This is a genomic window from Glutamicibacter creatinolyticus (genome assembly GCF_006094275.1).
Lineage (GTDB): Bacteria > Actinomycetota > Actinomycetes > Actinomycetales > Micrococcaceae > Glutamicibacter > Glutamicibacter creatinolyticus.
Genome location: NZ_CP034412.1, coordinates 2,642,912 through 2,665,826, shown reverse-complemented (window position 1 = coordinate 2,665,826; position 22,915 = coordinate 2,642,912). Strand labels below are relative to the sequence as shown.

The window sequence follows — 22,915 nt, the reverse complement described above, 5'->3', positions numbered from 1 at the left end:
CAGGCTCGACTAGTTGCCGGTGACCTGCGCGAACGGGGGAGTCTGCACACCGTCGGCGACCGCCACCGCCGGGTCATCACCCAGGTGGATCATCCGGTTGTGCTCATCCACGTGCACCACCGCCGGGGCGTAGGCGCGGGCCTGGGCATCTTCCATCTGCGCGTAGCTGATGATGATGACCAGGTCACCGGGGTGCACCAGGTGGGCCGCGGCCCCGTTGATGCCCACCACGCCGCTGCCGCGCTCGCCGGCGATCGTGTAGGTCTCCAGGCGGGCCCCGTTGGTCACATCCACGATGCTCACCAGCTCCCCGGGCAGGATGTCGGAGGCGTCCAACAGGTCCTGGTCAATGGTGACCGACCCGACGTAGTGCAGATCCGCCTGGGTCACGGTGGCGCGGTGGATCTTGGACTTGAACATGGTGCGTTGCATCAGCTGGTTCTTTCCTGCAGGCAGAGCGAATTCTTGCTCACCAAGTTTACGCCCTTTCCGCCCCGGGCAGGCTGCGGTACTGCTCACCCTGCCCGGGGCGGGGGTTAACGGCCCCCGGCCAGCGCCTCGCGCAGCACCCGGTGCACCTGCCCGTCGGCCAGCAGCTGGTAGGCGGCCTCCAAATCGGCGGAGAGGAACCGATCCGGACCCGGGCCCTGCACCTTGCTGCGCAGCAGCCCCAGCACCGCGCCGGTCACCGGGGAGGGCTGCAACGGCCGGCGCAGGTCCAGGGCGCGCCCGGCCACCACCAGCTCGATCGACAGGATGCGGCGCAGGTTCTCCACGGATTTGCGCAGCTTGCGGGCGGCATGCCACCCCAGGGACACATGATCCTCCTGCATCGCCGAGCTGGGAATCGAGTCCGCGCTGGCCGGCACGGCCAGGCGCTTGTTTTCGGCCACCAAACCAGCCTGGGTGTACTGGGCGATCATCATCCCCGAATCCACCCCCGGATCATCGGCCAGGAAGGCCGGAAGATCCCGGGAACGGGCCGGATCCAGCATCCGGTCGGTGCGCCGTTCGGCGATGGACCCCAAATCGGCGACGGCAATGGCCAGGAAGTCCAGCACGTAGGCGACCGGGGCACCATGGAAGTTGCCGTTGGAGCTGATCCGGCCGTCGGGCAGCACCACCGGGTTGTCGATGGCCGCGGCCAGTTCGCGCCGGGCGACGGTGGCGGCGTGGTCCATTGTGTCCCGGGTGGCGCCGGTGACCTGCGGGGAGCAGCGCAGCGAATAGGCGTCCTGCACCCGCCCGTCCCCTTCGCGGTGGGAGGCCACGATCGGGGAGCCGGCCAGGGCGTTGAACATGTTCGCGGCGCTGGTCGCCTGCCCGGGATGCGGGCGCAGCGGCTCGTGCAGATCGGCCCGGAACACCTGGTCGGTGCCCAGCTGGGCCTCCACGCTCATGGCCGCGCTCAAATCCGCGATGTCCACCAGCTCGCCCAGGTCCGCCAGCGCCAAAAGCAGCATCCCCAGCATCCCGTCGGTGCCGTTGATCAGGGCCAGGCCCTCCTTTTCCTCCAGCACCAGCGGTTCAATGCCGGCCTCGGCCAGCAGCTGCGGCACCGGGCGCAGCACGCCCTGGCGGTCCACCGCCTCACCCTCACCCATGAGCACCAGGGCGCAGTGCGCCAGCGGCGCCAGGTCACCGGAGCAGCCCAGCGAACCGAATTCGCGCACCACCGGGGTGATCCCGGCGTTGAGCACCTCCACCATGGTCTGCAGCACCACCGGGCGCACGCCGGTGCGGCCGGTGGCCAGGGTCTTGGCGCGCAGGAACATCAGGGCCCGCACCACTTCGCGTTCCACCGGCTCACCCATGCCGGCGGCGTGCGAACGGATCAGCGAGCGCTGCAGCTTGGCCCGGTCGGCCTGGGGGATGTGGCGGGTGGCCAGGGCACCGAAGCCGGTGGAGACGCCGTAGACCGGGGTGTCGCTGGCGGCCATCTGCTCGATGTGGGTGCGTACCCGCCCCAACTCGGCGAGCACCGCATCGGCGATCATCACCGGGGCCTGCTGCCGTGCCACGGCGATCACGTCCTCGGCGGTGGTCCCGCCGAGGTTCAGGGTCACTGCACTGTTTTTGAGATTTGCTTCCATACTTCACTTCCGCGGGACGAGAGCCAATGGGACTTACCTTCCATCATTGGCCACCGGTCGGGGCAATGGCTGGCGCCCTCGAAGTCGTTGTCCGGGATCCCGGACTTTCGCGCCGGGGGATCTTCGGTGTCTTCCTTGGCTTAGCTGGCAGTTTCCGGGTTGGTCTTTACCTCTCGGCGGCGCCCCCGGCACCGTGGAGATGTTCAACCGCGGCCGATGAACACCACCCCGGGCTGCTGGGGAAACTGGCCGGGAGACAACTTTCAGGAAAGGTATGTACTCATGTCCGGAAATCTCTTTGCGCGCTCGGTCCATGACCTGACGGCCGCCGCCTGGTTCGGCGGTTCGCTGATGGGTGCCGTGGGCCTGAACGGAGCGACGTCCGAAGCCAAGGACGCAACCGAACGAACCCGGCTCTCAAGCCTGGGATGGAAGAAATGGGCGCCGGTGCAGACCGGTGCGTTTGCCGCCCACCTGGCCTCCCTGGGCCCGATCCTGTGGGAAAACAAGGGCCGGTATGCCACCCAGGACGGGGTGATGGCCTGGACGTGGATCAAGACCGGAGTGACCCTGGCCGGAGCCGCGGTGACGTTCTATGCCGCGGTACTGGGCAAGAAGGTGGATCAGCTGGCCGAAGAGGGGGCGAAGGGCGCCACCGAACCCCGCGCCGGAAGCTCCGATGAACTGGCCAAGGCCCAAAAGCAGCTGCGCCAGCTGCAGTGGCTGATCCCCGGTTTCGCGGCCACCGTGATTGTGCTCGGCGCCCAGCACGGGGAGATGCAGCGGCCCAAGAATGTGAAGCTGGGGCTGCTGAAACGCTAGGAAACCAGCAACGGGTCCTGTCCGGCACCCCCGAAGCCGGGCAGAACCCGCCGGGCACCATGTGGGCGGGGGAACCGCGCTTGGACGCGGTTCCCCGCCTGCGCCCTTTAGCGCGGTTGGGCGCGGATCCTTCGTGTTACGGGCGCTGCAACCCCTGGCGACGCGTTCGCTGGTAACTTTGCGCCTCAACGGGGCAACAAAAGCAAACTTGGCATAGTCTGCCTACACCGGACGGTCAATGAGGATCATGCCGAAGGCACCGATGTCATGCGCCGTCCTTAACGGACCGTTAAAACTGTGAAACACGGCAGTCACCAAAGACCGCTAGGCTTCCCGGCACAAGGGTTCGTGCAGCACTAGGACGAGAGAAAGACCAGCACCGTGGATACCGGGTTAGCCAAGCCAGCCGTCAACGCAACGGGAACCCCTGAAAGCGCCTGGCGCCGGCGCAAGGACGCCTGGGAGCATCTGGGCTACATTCTCAGCGAGCTGGTGCGGGTCGTGGGCAACGGCTCGGGGGAACCCGAAACGCTGGTGCAGGAGGCGGGCAAGCTGATCGGGCTGATCGCTGCCATTGAACCGTATTGGGCGACCCCGGGCATCAGCTACTTCAATGAGATGGTCGCGGCGCTGGAAGCCGACGACTACGACCCGGCCATGGAGAAGGTATACCTGGTAAACCAGACTTTCCGCTCCCAAACCCAGTACATTGAGCCGGACACCCTGCACGCGGAGGATGAGGAAAACGAACCGACCGCACGCTTCACGCCGGTGGTCGAGGTGCTGATGGTCGACAACGGGCGGGTCGAGGAAATCGAGGGCTTCAAGCAGGAAATGCTTGACCAGCGGCGCAGCAGCGACGAGTTCACCTACAACCTGGTGGTGGTGCCCAGCGTGGAGGATGCGCTGGTGGCACTCATGATCAATCCGACCATTCAAACCTGCGTGCTCACCCCGCGCTTTGAGCTGCACACCCGGCAGAAGCTGAGCACCGCCCTGCACGGCTACATCAGCGCGCAGATGGACGGGATGTTCTCCAGCGGCAAGCAGGTTGACCTGCTGCTGGACCTGGAACGCCTGGTGGAGCGGCTGCGCCCGGAAGTGGCGGTCTACCTGGTGGCCGGGGTGGCCCTGGAATCCCTGGCCCGGGAACTGACCGGCAGGTTCCGCCGCATCTTCTCCCGCAACGACGGGATGGACCTGCACCTGTCGATCATTGGCGAAATCCTCTCCCGCTACGAGACCCCGTTCTTCAACGCGCTGCAGCGCCACGCCCGCCGCCCGGGAGGCGTTTTCCACGCCATGCCCATCTCCCGTGCCGGATCCGTGCAAAACTCCCCCTGGGCCCGGGACCTGGTCGACTTCTACGGGATCAACCTGCTGCTGGCCGAAACCTCGGCCACCTCCGGTGGTCTGGATTCGCTGCTGGACCCGCACGGTTCGATCCGGGATGCCCACGAACTGGCGGCCCGGGCGTTTGGTTCGCACCGCACCTACTTCGTCACCAATGGCACCTCAACGGCCAACAAGATCGTCCACCAATCGATTCTGGCTCCCGGGGACATCGTGCTGGTGGACCGCAACTGCCACAAATCCCACCACTACTCCCTGGTGTTGGCCGGCGCGCACGTGAAGTACCTGGAGGCCTACCCGCTGCAGGAGCACGCGATCTACGGGGCGGTGCCGCTGCGGGAGATCAAGAAGGCGCTGCTGGAACTGCGGCGGGCCGGGAAGCTGCACAAGGTCAAGATGATCACCCTGACCAACTGCACCTTTGACGGGATCATCTACGACCCGCGCCGGGTCATGGAGGAATGCCTGGCCATCAAACCCGACCTGGTCTTCCTTTGGGATGAGGCCTGGTACGCGTTTGCCGGATTCCACCCGATCTACCGCAAACGCACCGCCATGGCCGCGGCCCGCGGCCTGGAGGCGGACCTGTCCACCGCGCAGCACCGCCGCCGGTACGAAGAACAGGTTGGGCAGCTGCCCGAACCGGGCACGCATGAGGACCCGGCCAATGACGAGGCCTGGTTGAACGCCCGGCTCATCCCGGACCCGCAGGCCACCCGGCTGCGGATCTACGCCACCCAGTCCACCCACAAGACCCTGACCTCGCTGCGCCAGGGCTCGATGATCCACGTGCATGACCAGGACTTCGCCAGCCGCAACGCCAACTCCTTCCGCGAGGCGTACATGACGCACACCTCCACCTCGCCGAACTACCAGATCCTGGCCTCCCTGGACATTGGCCGCCGCCAGGTGGAGCTGGAAGGCTATGCGCTGGTGCAGCGGCAGGTCGACCTGGCCCTGTCCATCTCCAAGGCCATTGCCCGCCACGACCTGCTGCGCAAGTACTTCCGGGTGCTGGACAGCAGCGATCTGATTCCCGAGCAGTTCCGCACCTCGCGCAATACCAACCCGGTGCGCGACGGGCTGGCGGCCTGGGACCAGGCCTGGGACACCGACGAGTTTGTGGTTGACCCCAGCCGGCTGACCCTGGACATCAGCCGCACAGGGGTGGACGGGGACACGTTCAAGCACAGCTATCTGATGGACGGGCACGCCATCCAGGTGAACAAGACCAGCCGCACCAGCGTGCTGCTGATGACCAACATCGGCACCAACCGCAGCGCCGTCGCCTACCTGATCGAGGTGCTGATCAAGATCGCCAACGAACTGGAACGCCAGCGCCGGCTGGACGGGCGGGACGCCTACCCGGCCCAGCCCACCGCCCAGCCGCAGGTGCCGCTGCCGGACTTCAGCCATTTCGCCCCGGCCTTCGACGGGGGAGCACAGAGCGGGGACATGCGCCGGGCCTACTACCTGACCTACGACGACCCGGCCACGACGTTCTACCATTCCCCGGCCATCCGCGAGCGCATCGCGGCGGGCCAGGAGGTGGTGTCGGCCGCGTTCGTCACCCCCTACCCGCCGGGCTTCCCGGTGCTGGTGCCCGGCCAGGTGATCAGCCTGCCCATCCTGGACTACATGGACGCGTTGGACACCAGGGAAATCCACGGCTACCACCGCCAATACGGGTACCAGGTGTTCACCCCCGAGGCCCTGGCCCTGGTAGAGCAGGACAAACGCGGCTAACGGGCAATACCGCGGCTCGGCGCCCCTAAGACCCAGCTCACGCCGCGGCCGTGCGGCCGGTAGGCTGGGACGATGACTTGGACTGATAAGCACGTCACCGTTCCCGCCCGGCTGCGCCCCGGCGCTCAGGTGCGGGTGGTTGCCCCCTCCTGCTCGCGCAGCTATGTCATGGAACATGACAACACGCGCTGGATCAACGAGCGTTTCGCGGCCCTGGGGATCAAGCTTTCCTTCGGATGGCATGTGGATGAGCGCGACGACTTCGACAGCTCGTCGATCACCTCGCGCCTGGAGGACCTGCACGCGGCGTTCGCTGATCCGGCGGTGGACGGGATCATGAGCGTGATCGGCGGGTTTAACGCCAACGAGCTGCTGCCGTACCTGGATTGGGACCTGATTGCCGCCAACCCGAAGGTGTTTTGCGGCTACTCGGACTTCACCGTGCTGGCCAACGCGATCCATGCACGCACCGGGATGATCACCTATGTTGGCCCGCACTGGTCCATGTTTGGCATGCGCGACCATTTTGAACCCACTGGCCAGTGGTTCACCGCCGCCACCTCCGGCCAGGCATGGAGCATTGAGCCGGCCACGGCCTACACCGATGACTTGTGGTTCATGAACCAGGATGGGCGGCAGACGCTGCCCACCGACGGACCGTGGGTCTTGCGCGAGGGAGCGGGCACCGGACGGGTCATCGGCGGGAATCTGTGCACGCTGAACCTGCTGCAGGGCACCGGGTTGATGCCCCGGCTGGAGGGTGCCATGCTGTTCCTGGAGGACGACGCGGCCGGGGACATCCATGAATTCGCCCGCAACCTCGCCGCGCTGCTGCAGCGCCCCGACGCCGCCGGCATCACCGGTCTTGGAATCGGCCGCTTCCAGCAGGATTCGGGCGTCACCCGCTCAATGCTCCAACAAGCGGTGGACAAGCATCCGCTGCTTGACTCGGTGCCGGTGGTCGCGAACCTGGACTTCGGGCACACCAGTCCCATGTTCACCCTGCCCATCGGCGGGCAGGCCCGGCTCGCGGCAACACCGGCCCAGGGGCAGCCGGACAGGGTGCAGCTGCGGTTCGCGCACCGCCGCGAGCAGCTGGACCAGGCAGGCGGGAGCGCCGAGAACTGCTAGGCCGCGGCCGGCGGGTGCAGCGGCAGGCGCATGGAGACCGATGTGCCGTGCCCGTCACGCGAACGCAGGATCAGGGTGCCGCCGTGGCGGGCCACGATGACCCGCACCAGCGCCAGACCGATCCCGGAGCCGGGCATGTCCCGGGCGTTGGAGGCGCGGGCCAGCTCCTCCAGCACCAGGTCCTGTTCCTCCTCCGGGATCCCGCGACCGGTGTCGGCAATGTCAATGATGAGCGAGCCATCCAGTTCCTGGGCGGTGATCTCGATGCTGTCCCCGGCCGATGAGTACTTGATGGCGTTGCTCAACAGGTTGTGCAGGCTCAGGCGCAGCAGGTCCGGGTCGCCCTGAATTGCCGGCAGCGGCCATGGAGCCTTGGGCAGGTGCAGGGAGATCCGGCGTTGTTCGGCGTCCCGGCCCTGGGGTCCTTCGGCCGTGTCATCCAGCACGTCACGCAGCAGCTGTTCCACGTCCACCTGAACGCGTTCAAGCTGGGCGACCTCCAGCTCGGCCAGCCCGCGCAGGTCCCCAACCAGCCGGGAAAGCCGCCGGGTTTGGGTGGCAACGCTGCCCCAACTGGCCGCATCGGGCAGCTGGTCCTCACTGCCGCTGATCACCGCCTGCAACACGGTCAGCGGATTTTTCAGCTCGTGATCCAGCCGCCGCAGCAGCCGCCGCCGGGCCTGGTCGCCCTCGGAGGTGATCTTGGCCCGCAGGTCCTGGATTTGCCGTTCGGTGCTGCGGCGCTGGCGCAGCACCAGGGCGCAGCCGGTGAAGGCCGCGACCCCAAGGACCAACGGCACCAGCCACAGCGGCATGAGGATGGACAGGTCCAATCCGCCGGCCAAGAAGAACAGCAGGATCGCGGCCGCCAGGGCGAGCACCGGGATGCTGAACAACGCGAACAACAATGCGCGCTGGGCCCCGTCGGCGGCACGGCGGCCGGTGTCGGTGGTGGTCCGTACCCTAGCCACGGCGCACCTGCGCGGCCAGGCGGTACCCGTGGCCGGGCACCGTTTCAATCAGGGTGGGGGCCGCGGCGTCATCACCAAAGGAGCGGCGGATTTCGGCGATCCGGTGGTCCACCGCACGGGTGGAGACCGCGAATTCAAAGCCCCACAGGGTTTCGAGCAGCCGTTCACGGCTGTGTACCTCGTCGGGCCGGCTCATCAGGTATTCCAGCAGCGTCAGCGCCTTGGGGGTCAAAGTGACCTCGGAGCCAGAATTCCATACCCGGCGGGCGGATCGGTCCAATTTCAGGGTGCCCCCGGCGTGTTCGGCCACCAGCACCTGGGCGTTGCCCAGCGACTGGGTGGCGGACTGCAGGCGGCGCAGCACCGCCCGGATCCTGGAGAGCAGCTCCTGCGGGGCGAAGGGCTTGTTCAGGTAGTCATCGGCTCCCTCGTCCAGCGCCGCCGAACGTTCGTCGGCCTCCCCGACCACGGTCAAGAGGATCACCGGGGTCCAGTCCTCGCGTTCACGCAGGGTGCGCAGCAGCGCCCTGCCATCCAGGTAGGGCATCATCACATCCGAGACGATGACCGACACCGGTTGGCTCTCCAGCAGCTGCAGTGCCTCGGCGCCGTTGCCGGCGGTGTGCACCTCCAGTCCGCTGCGGCGCAGGTAGCCGCCCAGGGTAGCCAAAATGTCCTGCTCGTCATCGACGAGCAGGACCGAGGCGCCGTCGCTAGCGGTCATGGGCGAAGTTTCCTTACCGGTGGGCGGGTGGTGGACAGGATCCCAGCCTATTGAGCTTGCGGCCTAGAGATCCAGTTCGGCGCTGCCCACCGCGTCGTGGCGCAGCACGTTCTTGGACCCGTGGTTCTCCACATCCGGGTCATCCTCATAGGCCGGATCCCAGCCCACGTGGTTGCCCGAACCGCTGACCTCCACGTTGTCCAGGTCCTGCACGGCGATGACGTTGTTGTTCCCGCGCACGATCAGGTCATCAATCTCGGTGGCGGCAATCACCAGGTTGTGCCCGCTGATCACCACGTCGTCACAGTCGCCGGTGATGCTGATGACCGTGTTCTTGTCCTTGATGTACAGGTCATCGGCGTCGTTCCGGCCATGGTCCTCATCCAGGCACTCCAGCTTCTTGGCGGCGTTGGAATTGATGCTCTTGAAGATTTCCGAGAAGCTCGCCTCCTGGGCGCCCTTCGCGGCGGGGCTGGAAGAGGTGGCCGCCGGGGCGGAGGAGCTGGGGCTCGGCTGCGCGGTGGGGGACTGGGTGTCCTGCTCCGGGGCCGAGGGGCTGGTGATCGGTCCGCTGGAGGTTTCGGTGCCGTTTTCCGGTTGCACGCTCACACAACCGCTCAACCCGGCGGAGGCGAGCAGGAGGACCGCCAGCGAGAGTCCCGCGCTATGCATTGTCTTCTTTTCCACGGTGAACGACTCCTTATCGTCAAGGCGGGGATCCCGCCAAAATCAATCTTTCTACCCTTGAGCCTATGGGGTTTCGGTCCTGGGCAGGTCGCACCGCTGTTTCAGGGTTGTCGCAGTTTTGCGACAGGCGATCTTCACGCAGGTAGCGGGCCGCAGACGAAAAAGCGGCTGGCACCAGTGTCCTGGTGCCAGCCGCGCCGACCATCTGCCGGTCACACCCGTGGGCGGGTGGAGGCGGTAGTCGTGGCCTATAGGCAATAAAGTGTGTCTGAAAACCTGATCCTGCCCCGGAAAGCCGGGACAGGATCAAGGTTCACATGGGTATTCAATCCATAAGTGTGAAGCTTGCTGGACAATCCCATACTTGTATTATCTGCCATTCACCCATGAAAAAGAACGGCACGACATCCAAAGGAACCCAACGCTGGCGATGCAAGAACGGCAATTGCAGCACCACTTTCCAGCGAGCTGACACCACAGCGCCAACGCTGATGCTGAGTCCGGTGCGGACGCTCAGGCTGATGCAACTGCTGACGCCAACGCTGATGCTGAGGCTGATGCCAGCGCCGACGCAAACGCTGATGCTGAGGCTGACACCAACGCTGATGCGGATGCTGATGCTCAGGCTAATGCCGACACCGACGCTGATGCTGACGCCAACGCTGATGCTCAGGCTAATGCCGACGCCGACGCTGAAGCCAACGCCAACGCTGATGCCGACGCTGATACTGAGTCCGGTGCGGATGCTCAGGCTGATGCCAACGCTGATGCTGAGTCCGGTGCGGACGCTCAGGCTGATGCCAACGCTGATGCTGACGCCAACGCTGATGCTCAGGCTAATGCCGACGCCAACGCTGATGCTCAGGCTAATGCTGACGCCAACGCTGATGCTGAGGCTGACACCAACGCTGATGCTGAGTCCGGTGCGGATGCTCAGGCTGATGCAACTTCCAACGCCCAGGCGGATGCGAGTGCCGAGGCTAATGCCAACGGCCAGACAGACGCAGATGTCGATGGCGACACCGATGCTGATTACGAACCGGTGAATATCACCTCGCCCAAAGAAAACTCAGAAGTTGAGGGTCCAAACATCACGATTTCTGGTGTCTCGGATCCGAATGCAAAGGTAACGGTTTCCGTTTCCCGCGTGCCTGAAGGCGCCGCAGCCAAGGCTGCCGTCACCAATCCGCAGCAGGAGACCGATGCCGATGATGAGGGCAACTGGTCCGTGACCGTTGCCGGTGTTGAGTCCGGTAAGTACACAGCCCATGCGGCTGACGGTCTTACCGAGGACACGACTACTTTCTTTGTCGTCGATCCATCGGTAGGCAGTGATTCGTCGGCTACCGAGGGTGGCAGTGATTCGTCGGCTACCGAAGGTGCAAGCGACACTTCGTCCACTGAAACCGACGCATCCACGGGCGGCAAGGATGAGGACTCACCTTCCAAGCCTGAATCCGGCGGTAACAAGGACGAACTGGCTGATACTGGTGCCAATGGTGTACTGATTGCGGCAGGCGCTGCACTGATACTTGCCCTGGCAGGTGCTGGCGTCTTGTTCGCCCGCCGCAAGAAGGCGTAACCGCGTTGTGACGCGCTCATAACGATTAGCCGGGATGACCTATAGGCCATCTCGGCTAATCGCCAGCCGAATGCCAGTAGTCATGAGACTGCTGGCATTTGGCTTCTCGACTTTGCACATCCTAGTCGGTTGCCGCAGCTGATTGTTTCCAGCCCAACCGAATTCCCGAACTGACAGGACAGGGTCATGACCGAAACTGACAGCACGTCCAAGATCAAAAAGCGACCCTTATGGCTTCGCTTAGTTGCGGTGGCCTGCATTGGGCTGACTATATGGCACGTTTATGCGACATTCCTCTGGGTCTCTCCCCCCAGCGAGCTGCGCAATGCAATACCGGGCAACGCGCTACGGAGTTACATACAGCCGATGTTTGGACAAAGCTGGTCAGTTTTTGCCCCGAAGCCGATTGATGGCGACTATTCCTTTGAAGTGCGCGCCATGCTGGAGGATACCAGTGGCAAACCAAGCCCTACGCAATGGGTGGATGCGGTCAATCTAGAAATGGGCATGATCCACCGCAACCTTTTCCCTGCCAGGGCATCATTAGCAGGTAACCAGCTGGCTAGCGATTACAGAACAGGGTGGCAGAAACTTAACGATAGACAGAGAGACATCGTTAAACTTGGATATTTCAAGGGTGACGACTGGACTCAGCGGCTGGCTCGTGAGTTGAACGAGCGTGCGGCGAAGACCGGTAGCTCGCAGAAGAACACGATGTCTTTTGTTGAGTCCGAACGCACTGCCAGCGCCTACGCCACGCAGGTTGCCAAAGCTCTGTGGGGGCAGGAAGTCAGGTCGGTGCAGTTCAGGGTCGGACGTCAGGGCGTGATCCCTTTCGAACAGCGCAACAAACCCGGGGCTATACGGCCCAGCCCAGCGATAATCGAATCCGGTTGGCGTGGGCTGACCGTTCGCGACGGCCAGAACGAACAGAACTTTGCCGAAGTTTTCAATTCCTTGGAAGGCGTGAAATAAGCATAGTGGGAAAGTTCAACTTCGCTATGAAACTGGCACGGATCTGGTCTGCCTTTTGGAAGGAAGGGCCGGTTCATTTGCTGGACGCCTCTAGGGGCGTCGTTGCTATTATTGACGACTGGCTATTTGACGGGAAACACGCTACGTACGGCATTGCCGTAGCCCGAATGATCTTCGCAGCCTCGGCACTCGGGTTGCTTATGACGAACTTCAGCACACGTCACTACACGTACGGCAGCGGTGCTGCATGGAGTGGGCAGTTAGAGGAACCAAACGGGAGTTTCGCGGGCAATCCGTTCTTCGGGCTCTTTTTCAATATCGCGAGCAACGACGCGGCAGTGACCGCCTATTTCCTCATGCTGATCGTACTAGCAGCCGCGCTTCTCGTAGGGTATCGAGCCAGGATCGTTCTTCCGGTGTTCCTGGCTCTTTGGATCGGCTTGATTGAGACTCCGTACTTCGGCGGCGACCAGGGAGACAACGCACTTCGTATCGCCCTGTTCCTAATGCTGTTTACTGATCATTCCGCCAAATGGTCATTCGATGAGCGTCGCCGTGAACGAAACACAAATTATCAAGGTTCGCTACTCGCCAAAATGTGGAGGGGAACCCGTTTCGTCCCGGAGAACCTGACCAATCTATGGCACAACCTGGCGCTCGTGGTGCTAGCCTGCCAGGTCTTCATGATCTACGTTTCCGGTGCGCTGTTCAAGGCTGGTGGTAAACCATGGCAGAACGGTACCGCAATCTATGGTCCACTACATACCATGCGATTCGGACCGTGGCCTGAGTTGAGCGAGCTGGTAACTACCTTCGGCTGGGTCGTGGCGGTGGGAAGCATCGGTTCCGTAATTCTTCAGGTGTGCTTCCCGGGAGCCTTGCTCTTCCGCTGGACCCGTATTCCGGTTCTCTTCGCGATGATTTCTTTCCACGCTGGAATCGCTATCCTGATGGGCCTGCCCTGGTTCTCACTGGCTATGGTTGGCATTGATGCCATTTTCATCCGCGATGTCACCTGGGCGCGATTGACTAATTGGTTCAAGCGTTCCGCGCGCGAGACGGAATACGTGCAAACAGCATCAAACGTCGAGGAAACGTCACCTATTGAGTCACACGAGGAATACCGTGTCACCGTCGGCGCTTAAGAAGTCAAGATATGACGAGAGGGGAAGCGCCGGCTGGTGCTTCCCCTCTCTTTGTTTCAGCGATTACTCGCCGATGTAGTACAGGCGCTTGTTGACGAACTCGTCCATTCCCAGCGGGCCAAGCTCGCGGCCGAAGCCCGAACGCTTCACGCCGCCGAACGGCATCTCGGCGCCCTCGGCGCTGGCGGCGTTCACGCTGGCCATACCGGCCTGCAGGCCCATGGCAACCTTCTCCGCGCGTGCCCGGTCCTCGGAGTGCACCGAGCCACCCAGGCCGTAGACGGTGTCATTGGCCATTTCCAGCGCCTCTTCATCGCTGGAGACCTTGTAGACCACGGCAACCGGCCCGAAGAGCTCCTCGTAGTAGGCGCGCATGTCCTTGGTGACACCGGTGAGCACGGCGGGGGAGTAGTAGGCTGCCGGGCCGTCGTGCAGCACACCGCCCGCGTGCAGGGTGGCACCCTTGGAGACGGCGTCCTGGACCTGCTCGTGCAGGTCCTCGGCCGCCTTGCGGGAAGACATCGGGGCGAAGGTCCCATCCTCTTCCTTCATCGGGTCGCCGGGCTGAAGGCCTTCGGCGCGCTTGGTCAGCTCGGAGACGAACTCGTCGTAGATGTCCTCCATGACGATCATTCGCTTGTTCGAGTTGCAGGCCTGGCCGGTGTTGTCGATGCGGAAGCCCCACGCGGTTTCGGCGATGTCGGAGATGTTCTGCGAGTCCAGGACGACGAACGGATCCGAACCGCCCAGCTCCAGGACGGCCTTCTTCAGGTTGCGTCCGGCCTGTTCGCCGATGATGGCGCCGGCGCGCTCGGAACCGGTCAGCGAGACACCCTGGATACGCGGGTCCTCGATGATGGTGGAGATCTGGTCGTGGGTGGCGAACAGGTTGTTGTAGACCCCGGCCGGTACTCCGGCCTCGTCGAAGATTTCCTGGATGGCCAGCGCGGAGCGCGGGCAGGACTCGGCGTGCTTGAGGATGATGGTGTTGCCCAGCATCAGGTTTGGCGCCGCGAAGCGGGCCACCTGGTACAGCGGGAAGTTCCACGGCATGATGCCCAGCAGCGGGCCGATCGGACGCTTCTGCACGACCGCGCGGCCGCCGGAGAGCGACTTGATTTCCTGGTCGGCGGCCAGGGTCGGGCCCTCGGTGGCGAAGTACTCGAAAATGTCCTTGCAGAACTCTGCCTCACCGACGGCCTCGGACAGCGGCTTGCCCATCTCGGTGGTCATGATCTTGCCCAGCTCCTCGGCACGCTCGCCGAACAGCTCGGCGATGCGGTGCACGATCTTGGCGCGCTCGTTGATGTCGGTCTTGCCCCACGACTCGTAGGCTGAGGAGGCTGCACTCAGGGTCTCCTGCACCTGCTCATCGGTGGCCACCGGGAATTCCTCGACCGTTTCGCCGGTGGCAGGATTCAGGACCTTATAGGTTTGGGCGCTCATTCTCGCTCCTGTCATAGTGCATGCAATGGACTGTCAGCTGGCGCTCGTGTCCGTGCCCGAACCCTCCGATCGGGAGGGCTGTGAACCCGGTCACGAAGCTCTCCTCTGAGCATATCGTCCGTACGAGAATATAGCTACTACGAATTCAGTACGTACAGCAGATTTTCGATTCGGAAACCGTAGCGCCAAAGCGCGAAACAGGGCCGGAAGCGGTGCTCCCGGCCCTGGCATGGGGTGTGGATTTAGCCGATGGCCGAACTCTTCCACCAGTCGATGCCGGCATCGCCCTGGGTGATGGTGGAAATCTGCTCCAGCTCCTGGGTGGTGAACTCGGTGTTCTGCAGCGCCGCCAGGTTCTCATCCAGCTGCTGCGTGGAGGAGGCGCCGATGAGCACCGAGGTGGCCGCGCCGTCGCGCAGCAGCCAGGCGATCGCCATCTGCGCCAGCGACTGGCCACGCTGTTGTGCCAGCTCGTTCAGGCTGCGGATCTTCTTCAGGTTCTCCTCGGTCAGCTGGTCCTGCAGCGAGCGGCGCCCGCCGGAGCGTTCGACGTCGGTGGTGCCCAGGTACTTGTTGGTCAGCAGCCCCTGCGCCAACGGGGTGAACGCGATCGAGCCCATCCGCTCCTGCTCCAGGGTTTGCAGCAGACCGTGCTCCACCCAGGGGTTGAGCATGTTGTACGAGGGCTGGTGAATGACCAGCGGGGTGCCCAGGTCCTTGGCGATCGCGGCGGCCTCGGCGGTGCGTTCGGCCGAGTAGGAGGAGATGCCCACGTAGAGGGCCTTGCCCTGGCGCACGAGGGTATCCAGCGCGCCGATGGTCTCCTCCAGCGGCGTCTTGGGATCAAAGCGGTGCGAGTAGAAGACGTCCACGTAGTCCACGCCCAGGCGCTCCAGGGACGCATCGGCGGAGGCCATCAGGTACTTGCGCGAACCAAATGTGCCAAACGGGCCCTGCCACATGTCCCAGCCGGCCTTGGAGGAGATGATCAGTTCATCGCGGTAGGGGCGGAAGTCCCCGCGCAGCATCCGGCCGAAGTTCTCCTCCGCCGAACCGGCCGGCGGGCCGTAGTTGTTGGCCAGGTCGAAGTGGTTGATGCCCGAGTCGAAGGCATGGCGCAGGATTTCACGCTGGGAGTCGAAGGTTCGGTTGTCGCCGAAGTTCCACCACAGACCCAGCGAGATCGGCGGCAGCAGCAGCCCGGAGGCGCCGACGCGGCGGTAGCCGAAATGCTCGTAGCGGTCTTCTGACGCGACCCATGGGCGGTGTGAATCAACAACTGGTTGGAAGCGCTCGTACTCCACGGTGCACCTTTCTCTTCTTGGCGGCAGATGCCATTGCACAAGTTCAAGACTAGGGCAGGAAAAGGGCCGGATCCGATTCATCGGGGCCACGACGCACCCACCGGTGCCCCATGGTTCACGGTGCTTAACATGAAGAACCGACCCGGGCGGCCAAGGAGGTAACGCCGCTTCGGATCGGTTCTTCTAGATCACTCGCACCTTGAGAAGGTAATAACCACTATAGGAAGCGATTCTTGTTATTAGCTGTGCGTCGAATGAGCGGTCACATAGAGAAAGCGTGACGCGAGCGGGGCGGGTCCGGCCGCGGCAATGCTTTGTGCGCGCCGGTTGGCACCGGGCCGGGGACAACCCTGGTCCCGGTGCCAGGGCGGGACGATGCCCGGCGCTCAACCAGGCGCTAGTAGTTCGAGGGTGGGTCCGAGGCGGGAAAGGATTCGTCCTCCCACTCCTCGACCAGTTCCTCATCATGGTCGTGCCGGACGTCCTCGTCGCTTCGTTCCTGAGGCTGCTGTGTCATGGCCCCTCCTTCCGCTGGTGCCCTAACGGGCAATCCTGAGGTACTTTCAGTGTTCTACTTTTCGTCCGGGTTGTCGAGGGATCGGCCCCTGCCCGCCGGTGGCAGGCGGAAGCGGCGCCGCCCAGGATTGGGCGGCGCCGCCCGCACTGGGTTTTAATCGAGACATGCCCAGCATCACGAATCCAGCCGACGGAACCGAGATCTTCTTCGACGATGACCGCGCCGCGGGCGAGGCCGTCGTCTACCTGCACGGTTCAGCACTCTCCCGCTCCATTTGGCGCGGCCTGGGCTACACCAAGACGGTGGGGGCCGGACGCCGCAACATCCGCATCGACCTGCGCGGGCACGGCAAGTCCGGCAAGCCGCACCGGACCGAGTCCTACACCATGGAGCTGATCACCGGGGACGTGCTGGCCGTGCTGGATTCCCTGGGTATCGAGCGGGCCCACCTGCTGGGGTACTCCTTTGGCAGCCGCACCGCCCTGTCGATCGCACTGCAGCAGCCCGAACGGGTGCTTAGCCTGAGCATGCTGGGCGGAACCTACGCGATTGAAAGCGGCGAGATCGACGGGCTGTTCTTCGAGGGCTACCTCCAGGTCCTGCGCGCCGGGGACATCGAGGGCTTCGTCAGCGGGCAGGGGCGCCTGGACCCGGCGACCCGGATGGCGTTCCTGGCCAACGACCCGCTGGCCCTGGCCGCCTACTTCGAGGCCGCCGAAACCCTGCAGCGCCTGGAACTGGAGCAGCTGCGCGCCCTACGGGTGCCGACCCTGCTGCTGGCCGGAACCCGCGACCAGCCGCGCTTTGAACACAACAAGGTGATGGCCCGCACCATGCCCCACGCCCGGCTGGTGCCGCTGGTCGACCGCACCCACGGCAGCACCCTGTTCCCGATCGAACCGGGAGCCACCCAGATTGCACAGTTCCTGGACCGCCACGACCGGTAGGAGCCGATGATGGTGAACCGCGCCAGCGCCCCCTTTGACCTTGCCGCGATCGGCCGGGGCCTTGCCTTCGGCCCGGCGCACACCCAAATCAGCCGACGCCTGGGCGACGCGGTGGATGCCCCGCTGGTCATCCAGGCCCCGCCGGGCTCCGGCAAGACCACGATCGTGCCGCCCACCGTGGCCAACGCCCTGGCCGCCGCAGGGTTGGGCGGACGGGTGATCGTCACCCAGCCGCGCCGGATGGCGGCACGGGCCGCGGCCCGCCGCCTGGCCCAGCTGGACGGCAGCGAACTGGGGGAGCGGATCGGCTTCTCGGTGCGCGGGCAAAGCCTGAGCGGTCCGCGCACCCGCATTGAGTTCGTCACCGCCGGGCTGCTGCTGCGCCGGCTGCTGGCCGACCCGGACCTGGCCTCGGTGGGCGCGGTGATCGTCGATGAGGTCCATGAGCGCTCCATTGAAACCGACCTGGTGCTGGCGATGCTCAACCAGGTCAACCAGCTGCGCGATGACCTGGCCCTGCTGGTGATGAGCGCAACCCTGCACGCCGAGGACCTGGCCGGCTATCTGGGGCGCGGGGCAGCGGCCGGGATCATTTCCGGGTCCGGCATCCAGCATCCGGTCGCCGAGGAATTCTGTTCCTACAGCGGCACCCGCAACGCCGAACGCGGGCTGGAGCGTGGCTACCTGGACCACGTGGCGGCCACCGCCGTCGAGCAGACCGCCCGCAACACCGCCCAGGGCCCGGCCCGGGACACCCTGGTGTTCGTGCCCGGGGCCGGGGAGGTGGAGCGGGTGCGGGCGCTGGCGGCCGGCGATCCGCGCTTTGAGGTCCTGGCCCTGCACGGGCAGGTCGAGGCCGCGGCGCAGGATGCGATCCTGCAGGACCCGGGCCCTGCGGCGCGGCCGCGGATCATCATTTCCACCCCGATCGCCGAATCCTCCCTCACGGTGCCGCGGGTGAACCTGGTGGTGGACGCCGGGTACGCCCGGGAACCGCGGCGGGACGCGGTGCGCGGGATGAGCGGGCTGGTCACCGTGGTGGCCAGCCGCGCCTCGGCCACCCAGCGGGCCGGCCGTGCCGGACGCCTGGAGCCCGGCCGGGTGGTGCGCACCCTGGATCAGCGTTCCTTCGCCGCCGCCCCGGCCTTCACCAGCCCGCAGATCGCCACCGCGGAGCTGACCCAGGCGGCGCTGTACCTGGCGGCGTGGGGGACCCCGCGCGGGGAGGGGTTGGAGTTGTGGCAGCAGCCTCCGGCCGCCGCGTTGGATGATGCCGAATCCGTGCTGCGCTCATTGGGCGCGATCGACGAGACCGGGCAGCTGACCCCTGCCGGGCAGCGCCTGGTGCAGGTGCCGGCCGACCCGCGGCTGGCCCGCGCCCTGCTGGAAGGGGCACGGCACTTCGGGCCCCGCGCGGCCGCCGAGGCGGTGGCCATGCTCAGCGGCACCGAACGGGCCGGCGGCGCCGATGCCGGGGCGCTGTTGCGCGAACTGCGCCGGGGCGGGCATCCTGGCCACGGCCCCTGGGCCGCCGAAACCCGGCGCTTTGCCCAGCTGCTGCGCCGGCAGCAGGCCCCGGCCGAGGTTGCGCCCACCCCGGGGGCGGGCGCGGAATCCGCGGCGCTGGCCGGGGTGATGGCCCTGGCCTACCCGCAGTGGGTGGGGCGGCTGGTGGCCGGGGACGAGTATCTGCTGGCCTCGGGCACCCGGGCCAGCCTGCCGCGCCACAGCCCGCTGCACGGGCATGAGTTCCTGGCCATCGCCGATGTGGCCCGCGCCGGGGCCGGGGCGGTGATCCGCTCCGCCGCCGGGATCGAGTTGGAGCTGCTGCTGGAACTGCTGCCGCAGATGCACCGGGTGCAGACCCGGGCCGAGTTCACGGCCGGGAAGGTGAGCGCGCGGCAGGTACAGCTGCTGGGCGCCATCGAGCTTTCAACCCGCCCGGTCAAACCCACCGCCGAGCAGGCCGGGGCCGCGGTGCTGCGGGCGCTGCAGGCCGAGGGCCTGGGGATTTTCGGGCAGCAGCCGAAGTTCCAGGCGCTGCGCGCCCGCCTGGCGCTGGCGCACCGGGAACTGGGCGAACCGTTCACGGCCATGGATGAACCGGCGTTGCTGCAGCGGGCTGATGAGTGGCTGCAGGAGGGGCTGCTGCAGATGGCCCGGGGGACCGCGGCGGCAAAGGTCGACTTGGCCCAGGCGCTGCGCTCGTTGATTCCCTGGCAGCACGCCCATGACCTGGATGAGCTGCTGCCCGAGCGGCTGCAGGTTCCCAGCGGCTCGCGCATCGCCCTGCAGTACCCGGAGCCGGGCACGGCGCAGGGCCGGGTGGTGGCGGCGGTGAAGCTGCAGGAATGCTTCGGGCTGGCCCAAACGCCGCGGCTGCTGCACGGACAGGTGCCGATCCAGTTCCACCTGCTCTCCCCGGCCGGCCGGCCCCTGGCGGTCACCGATGACCTGCGCAGTTTCTGGGATGGCCCGTACCGACAGGTGCGCGCAGAGATGCGCGGGCGCTATCCCAAGCATCCGTGGCCGGAAAACCCCTGGGAGCACGTGGCCACCGCAAAAACCAAAAACCGGTTGCGCTAGGCGCCGCTGGCCAGTGCTTGCGGCCGCCCGGAACGGGTGATCCCCGCCAGCTGGGTGCAGCTGGCGGGGATCACTGGTGCCACGGGTCGCCGAAGGCCTGGGCTTAGGCGAAGGCGGAGATGCCGGTGATCGCCCGGCCCATGATCAGCGCCTGCACCGTTTCGGTGCCCTCATAGGTGTGCAGCGCCTCCATGTCCGCGAAGTGGCGGGCCACCCGGTTGTCGGTCAGGATGCCGTTGCCGCCCAACAGGTCCCGCGCGTTCGCCGCGATCGAACGGGCGGTGCGGGTGGCGGTGTACTTGGCCAGCGAGGCGGCCGGGCCGGTGAGCTTGCCCGCCATTTCGCGGCGGGTGGACTGCACGGCCAGCAGTTGGATGGTCGCCAGCTCGGACTGCATGCGCGCCAGTCGCTCCTGCACCACCTGGGAGGCGGCCAGCGGGCGACCGAACTGCACGCGCTGCTTGGCGTAGGCCACCGCGGATTCATAGCAGGCGGTCGCATGCCCAACCGCCGCCCAGGCCACGCCCAGGCGGGTGGCGAAGAGCACCGCGGCGGTGTCCTTGAAGCTGTTCGCGCCGGGCAGGACCATCTCATCGGGAACAAACACGTTCTCCAGCCGGATGTGCGCCTGCCAGATGGCGCGCAGCGACAGCTTGTTCTTGATCGTGGTCGCGGTGTAGCCCGCGGACTGCTGGTCCACCAGCAACCCGCGCACCTTGCCCTCGTCATCACGCGCCCAGACCACGCTGATCCCGCCGACCGAGCCGTTGCCGATCCACTTCTTCTCGCCGTTGAGCACGTAGCCGCCCTCCACCCGGGTGGCCCGGGTTTCCAGGGACACCGAGTCCGAACCGTGGGTGGGTTCGGTCAGGGCGAAGGCGCCGGGCAGTTCCCCGCGCAGCATCGGCACGCCGAACTTTTCGATCTGCTCGGGGCTGCCACACTGCAGGATGGAACGCAGTGCCAACCCGGCCTGCACGCCCACAATGGTGCCCACCGAGCCGTCGCCGCGGTGCAGCTCCATGTTCACCAGCCCGGCGGCCATGGCGCTCATGGGGGCGTACCCCTTGGGGGTCTGCCCGTCGCGCAGCAGATCGGCGTCGCCCAGCTTCTTGACCAGGTGCAGCGGGTAGTCGGCGGTCTCCCAGTATTCGTGCGCGACCGGGCGCACCTCATCCAAGGTGAAGGCGCGGGCCTTGTCCCACCAGGCCCGGTCCTCGGGGTCAAGGTCCTCGAAGACGCCGGTGGGATCGATCTCCACGTCGGTGGTCCACAGCTCGTAGTCCGGCTCGGTGACACCGGTGGGGAATTCGTAGGTGGTTTCTTGGGTCATGGCAGGTTGCTCCATCGGCGAAGGTGAATCTCTCGTCCACCAGCCTAATGGAACTCAGTTTCATGTCAAGAAACTTTGTGTCATATCTTCGTCTGCCGCCGTCGGCGGCGCGGTTCAGATCCCGCCGGCCTGCTTCAGCGCCTGGGCCACCTCATCCAGCACGGCCTGCTGGTCGCCGCCGGGGTTGATCACGGAAACCACCACGGTGGTGCGCTGCCCGGGAGCCGTCTCGGCCTGCTCCGGGGAAATGAGGTCGGCAAAGCGGCTCAGGAAGCGGCGCACGTCCGCGGCCAGCTCGTCACGGCCGGTCGCCGCATGGTCGCGCAGCCAGGTGCGCAGGTGATCGTTGTGGATCGAGACCAGGGCCGCGCTCAGCCCCAGGCGCAGGGAACGCTCCCCGGGTGCGGCAAACAATCCCTTGGCGCGCAGATAGTCGTTAAAGGCCCGTTCGAAGCGGTGGGTGGAAACCAGCTCCCGGTCACGCAGCGCGGGCACCTCCTGCAGCAGCTGGTGGCGCAGTTCCGCTGCCGGGGGATTGGCGGTGTACTGGTCAAACACGACCGACACCGCCTCGGTCAGCGCCTGCATGGTCGGGGCCGAACTGGTGCCCAGCACCGTCTGCAGATGGGTGATGATCATTTCCTGGTCCGCGAAGACCATATTCTCCTTGGAACCGAAACGGCGGAAAAACGTGGAACGGGACATGCCGGCGGCGTTGGCCAGCTCATCGACGCTGGTGGCGTCAAATCCCTGGTCGATCAGCAGTTCGAGGGCGGCAACGGGCACGGCGGAAGAAGTGATCATGATTTGTTGAATCTAGCATGTTTCCGCGGTTTCCCGCCCCGTCCGACCCGGGTGTGCCACCCCGGCCACGACGGCGGTGCCCCAGCTTCGCAGTGGGACGGGGCGTTGGGCCGAAGCTGGGATCTGCCAGTGTGGGGCCGCGTTGAGATTGTGATAGGCCGCCGCCGTGATTAGGCTAAACAACATGATGCGCCGCACTGTGGTGTGGGCATCGGCCCGAAGCACGACCTGAAACGAAAGAAGTGAGGATCGATGGGTATCTCAATTGCAAATGCCGCACTACGTCTGGTCAGCGGTGCGTACATCCTCAACAGCGGCATCAACAAGCTGCGCCTGGATGAGGAAAGCGCCGCCGGGCTGCAGCAGATGGCCTCCAACGGCGTGCCGCAGCTGGGCAACATGGAACCGGCAGCGTTCGGCAAGGCGGTCTCCGCCACCGAGATCTCGCTGGGCTCTGCGCTGCTGCTGCCACTGGTTCCCTCCCGTCTGGCCGGACTGGGGCTGGCCGGCTTCTCCGGAGTCATGCTCAGCATGTACCTGCGCACCCCGGGGCTGACCGAGTCCGACGGCATCCGCCCCACCGCCGAGGGCGGCACCCTGGCCAAGGACGTGTGGCTGGCCGGAATCGCCGTCGCCCTGATCTTCGGGCGCCGCTCCTACCGGCAGCAAAAGAAGAAGAACAACAACAAGTAGGCTTTTCGGGGCCGAACCCACCGGGTGCCCCCGCCATCGCCGATGTCCGTCCCGGC

General features: G+C 65.6%; 18 protein-coding genes and 1 pseudogene. 10 read left to right on the top strand and 9 right to left on the bottom strand.

Features of this window, described 5'->3' with window-relative positions:
- Positions 1-9 precede the first annotated feature (9 nt).
- Positions 10-432: an aspartate 1-decarboxylase gene (gene panD, locus GcLGCM259_RS12220; protein ID WP_138926759.1), complete on the bottom strand. Its 423-nt coding sequence runs from the start codon at positions 430-432 to the stop codon at positions 10-12.
- 104 nt (positions 433-536) lie between these two features.
- Positions 537-2,066, bottom strand: a complete 1,530-nt coding sequence (gene hutH, locus GcLGCM259_RS12215; RefSeq protein ID WP_425459783.1) for a histidine ammonia-lyase — start codon at positions 2,064-2,066, stop codon at positions 537-539.
- A 309-nt stretch (positions 2,067-2,375) separates the two neighbouring features.
- Between hutH and GcLGCM259_RS12210 the strand changes: the two genes are divergently transcribed.
- From GcLGCM259_RS12210 to GcLGCM259_RS12200, 3 genes are all read left to right on the top strand, one after another.
- Entirely contained in the window at positions 2,376-2,915 is a 540-nt protein-coding gene (locus tag GcLGCM259_RS12210) for a hypothetical protein (RefSeq protein ID WP_138926757.1), read from the top strand.
- Positions 2,916-3,296: 381 nt separating this feature from the next.
- On the top strand, positions 3,297-6,014 hold the full coding sequence (locus GcLGCM259_RS12205; RefSeq protein ID WP_138926756.1) for an aminotransferase class I/II-fold pyridoxal phosphate-dependent enzyme: 2,718 nt from the start codon (positions 3,297-3,299) through the stop codon (positions 6,012-6,014).
- Positions 6,015-6,086: 72 nt separating this feature from the next.
- Positions 6,087-7,145: a S66 family peptidase gene (locus tag GcLGCM259_RS12200; RefSeq protein WP_138926755.1), complete on the top strand. Its 1,059-nt coding sequence runs from the start codon at positions 6,087-6,089 to the stop codon at positions 7,143-7,145.
- Here GcLGCM259_RS12200 and GcLGCM259_RS12195 read toward each other — a convergent pair.
- The 3 genes from GcLGCM259_RS12195 to GcLGCM259_RS12185 all read right to left on the bottom strand — a co-directional run bounded on the left by GcLGCM259_RS12195 (position 7,142) and on the right by GcLGCM259_RS12185 (position 9,527).
- The gene (locus GcLGCM259_RS12195) at positions 7,142-8,116 is read right to left on the bottom strand and encodes a sensor histidine kinase (protein ID WP_138926754.1); all 975 of its coding nucleotides are present in this window, start codon (positions 8,114-8,116) and stop codon (positions 7,142-7,144) included. The genes GcLGCM259_RS12200 and GcLGCM259_RS12195 overlap by 4 nt on opposite strands.
- Positions 8,109-8,840 carry a response regulator transcription factor gene (locus tag GcLGCM259_RS12190; RefSeq protein WP_138175917.1) on the bottom strand — a complete coding sequence of 244 codons (732 nt, stop codon included), beginning with the start codon at positions 8,838-8,840 and terminating at the stop codon, positions 8,109-8,111. Before GcLGCM259_RS12190 ends, GcLGCM259_RS12195 begins: the two co-directional genes overlap by 8 nt.
- A gap of 63 nt (positions 8,841-8,903) precedes the next feature.
- Complete coding sequence (locus GcLGCM259_RS12185) at positions 8,904-9,527, bottom strand: DUF3060 domain-containing protein (protein ID WP_138926753.1); 624 nt, start codon at positions 9,525-9,527, stop codon at positions 8,904-8,906.
- A 317-nt stretch (positions 9,528-9,844) separates the two neighbouring features.
- Here GcLGCM259_RS12185 and GcLGCM259_RS15400 point away from each other — a divergent pair.
- The 4 genes and pseudogenes from GcLGCM259_RS15400 to GcLGCM259_RS12170 form a co-directional block, all read left to right on the top strand.
- Positions 9,845-10,009, top strand: a pseudogene (locus GcLGCM259_RS15400) (IS1/IS1595 family N-terminal zinc-binding domain-containing protein); the annotation flags it as partial.
- A 560-nt stretch (positions 10,010-10,569) separates the two neighbouring features.
- A complete protein-coding gene (locus GcLGCM259_RS12180; RefSeq protein WP_138926752.1) occupies positions 10,570-11,109 on the top strand; it encodes an LPXTG cell wall anchor domain-containing protein in 540 nt (179 codons plus the stop codon).
- 186 nt (positions 11,110-11,295) lie between these two features.
- The gene (locus GcLGCM259_RS12175; RefSeq protein WP_138926751.1) at positions 11,296-12,084 is read left to right on the top strand and encodes a DUF5819 family protein; all 789 of its coding nucleotides are present in this window, start codon (positions 11,296-11,298) and stop codon (positions 12,082-12,084) included.
- Between the two features lie 26 nt (positions 12,085-12,110).
- A complete protein-coding gene (locus GcLGCM259_RS12170) occupies positions 12,111-13,229 on the top strand; it encodes an HTTM domain-containing protein (RefSeq protein WP_138926750.1) in 1,119 nt (372 codons plus the stop codon).
- Positions 13,230-13,292: 63 nt separating this feature from the next.
- Here GcLGCM259_RS12170 and GcLGCM259_RS12165 read toward each other — a convergent pair whose 3' ends face one another.
- Together GcLGCM259_RS12165 and mgrA are read right to left on the bottom strand one after the other, a co-directional pair.
- Entirely contained in the window at positions 13,293-14,675 is a 1,383-nt protein-coding gene (locus tag GcLGCM259_RS12165) for an NAD-dependent succinate-semialdehyde dehydrogenase (protein ID WP_138926749.1), read from the bottom strand.
- A gap of 242 nt (positions 14,676-14,917) precedes the next feature.
- On the bottom strand, positions 14,918-15,979 hold the full coding sequence (gene mgrA, locus GcLGCM259_RS12160) for an L-glyceraldehyde 3-phosphate reductase (protein ID WP_246049572.1): 1,062 nt from the start codon (positions 15,977-15,979) through the stop codon (positions 14,918-14,920).
- A 681-nt stretch (positions 15,980-16,660) separates the two neighbouring features.
- On the opposite strand from mgrA, the gene GcLGCM259_RS12155 reads away from it, so the two are divergent.
- The gene (locus GcLGCM259_RS12155) at positions 16,661-17,443 is read left to right on the top strand and encodes an alpha/beta fold hydrolase (protein ID WP_138926748.1); all 783 of its coding nucleotides are present in this window, start codon (positions 16,661-16,663) and stop codon (positions 17,441-17,443) included.
- Positions 17,444-17,449: 6 nt separating this feature from the next.
- Complete coding sequence (gene hrpB, locus GcLGCM259_RS12150) at positions 17,450-20,029, top strand: ATP-dependent helicase HrpB (protein ID WP_138926747.1); 2,580 nt, start codon at positions 17,450-17,452, stop codon at positions 20,027-20,029.
- Between the two features lie 103 nt (positions 20,030-20,132).
- Here hrpB and GcLGCM259_RS12145 read toward each other — a convergent pair whose 3' ends face one another.
- Positions 20,133-21,362, bottom strand: coding sequence for an acyl-CoA dehydrogenase family protein (locus GcLGCM259_RS12145; protein WP_138926746.1), 1,230 nt, complete (start codon positions 21,360-21,362; stop codon positions 20,133-20,135).
- Positions 21,363-21,476: 114 nt separating this feature from the next.
- Positions 21,477-22,166, bottom strand: coding sequence for a TetR/AcrR family transcriptional regulator (locus tag GcLGCM259_RS12140; RefSeq protein ID WP_138176535.1), 690 nt, complete (start codon positions 22,164-22,166; stop codon positions 21,477-21,479).
- Positions 22,167-22,418: 252 nt separating this feature from the next.
- Between GcLGCM259_RS12140 and GcLGCM259_RS12135 the strand changes: the two genes are divergently transcribed.
- Positions 22,419-22,859 (top strand): DoxX family membrane protein, encoded by a 441-nt coding sequence (locus GcLGCM259_RS12135; RefSeq protein ID WP_138176537.1) that lies wholly within the window; start codon positions 22,419-22,421, stop codon positions 22,857-22,859.
- Positions 22,860-22,915 lie beyond the last annotated feature (56 nt).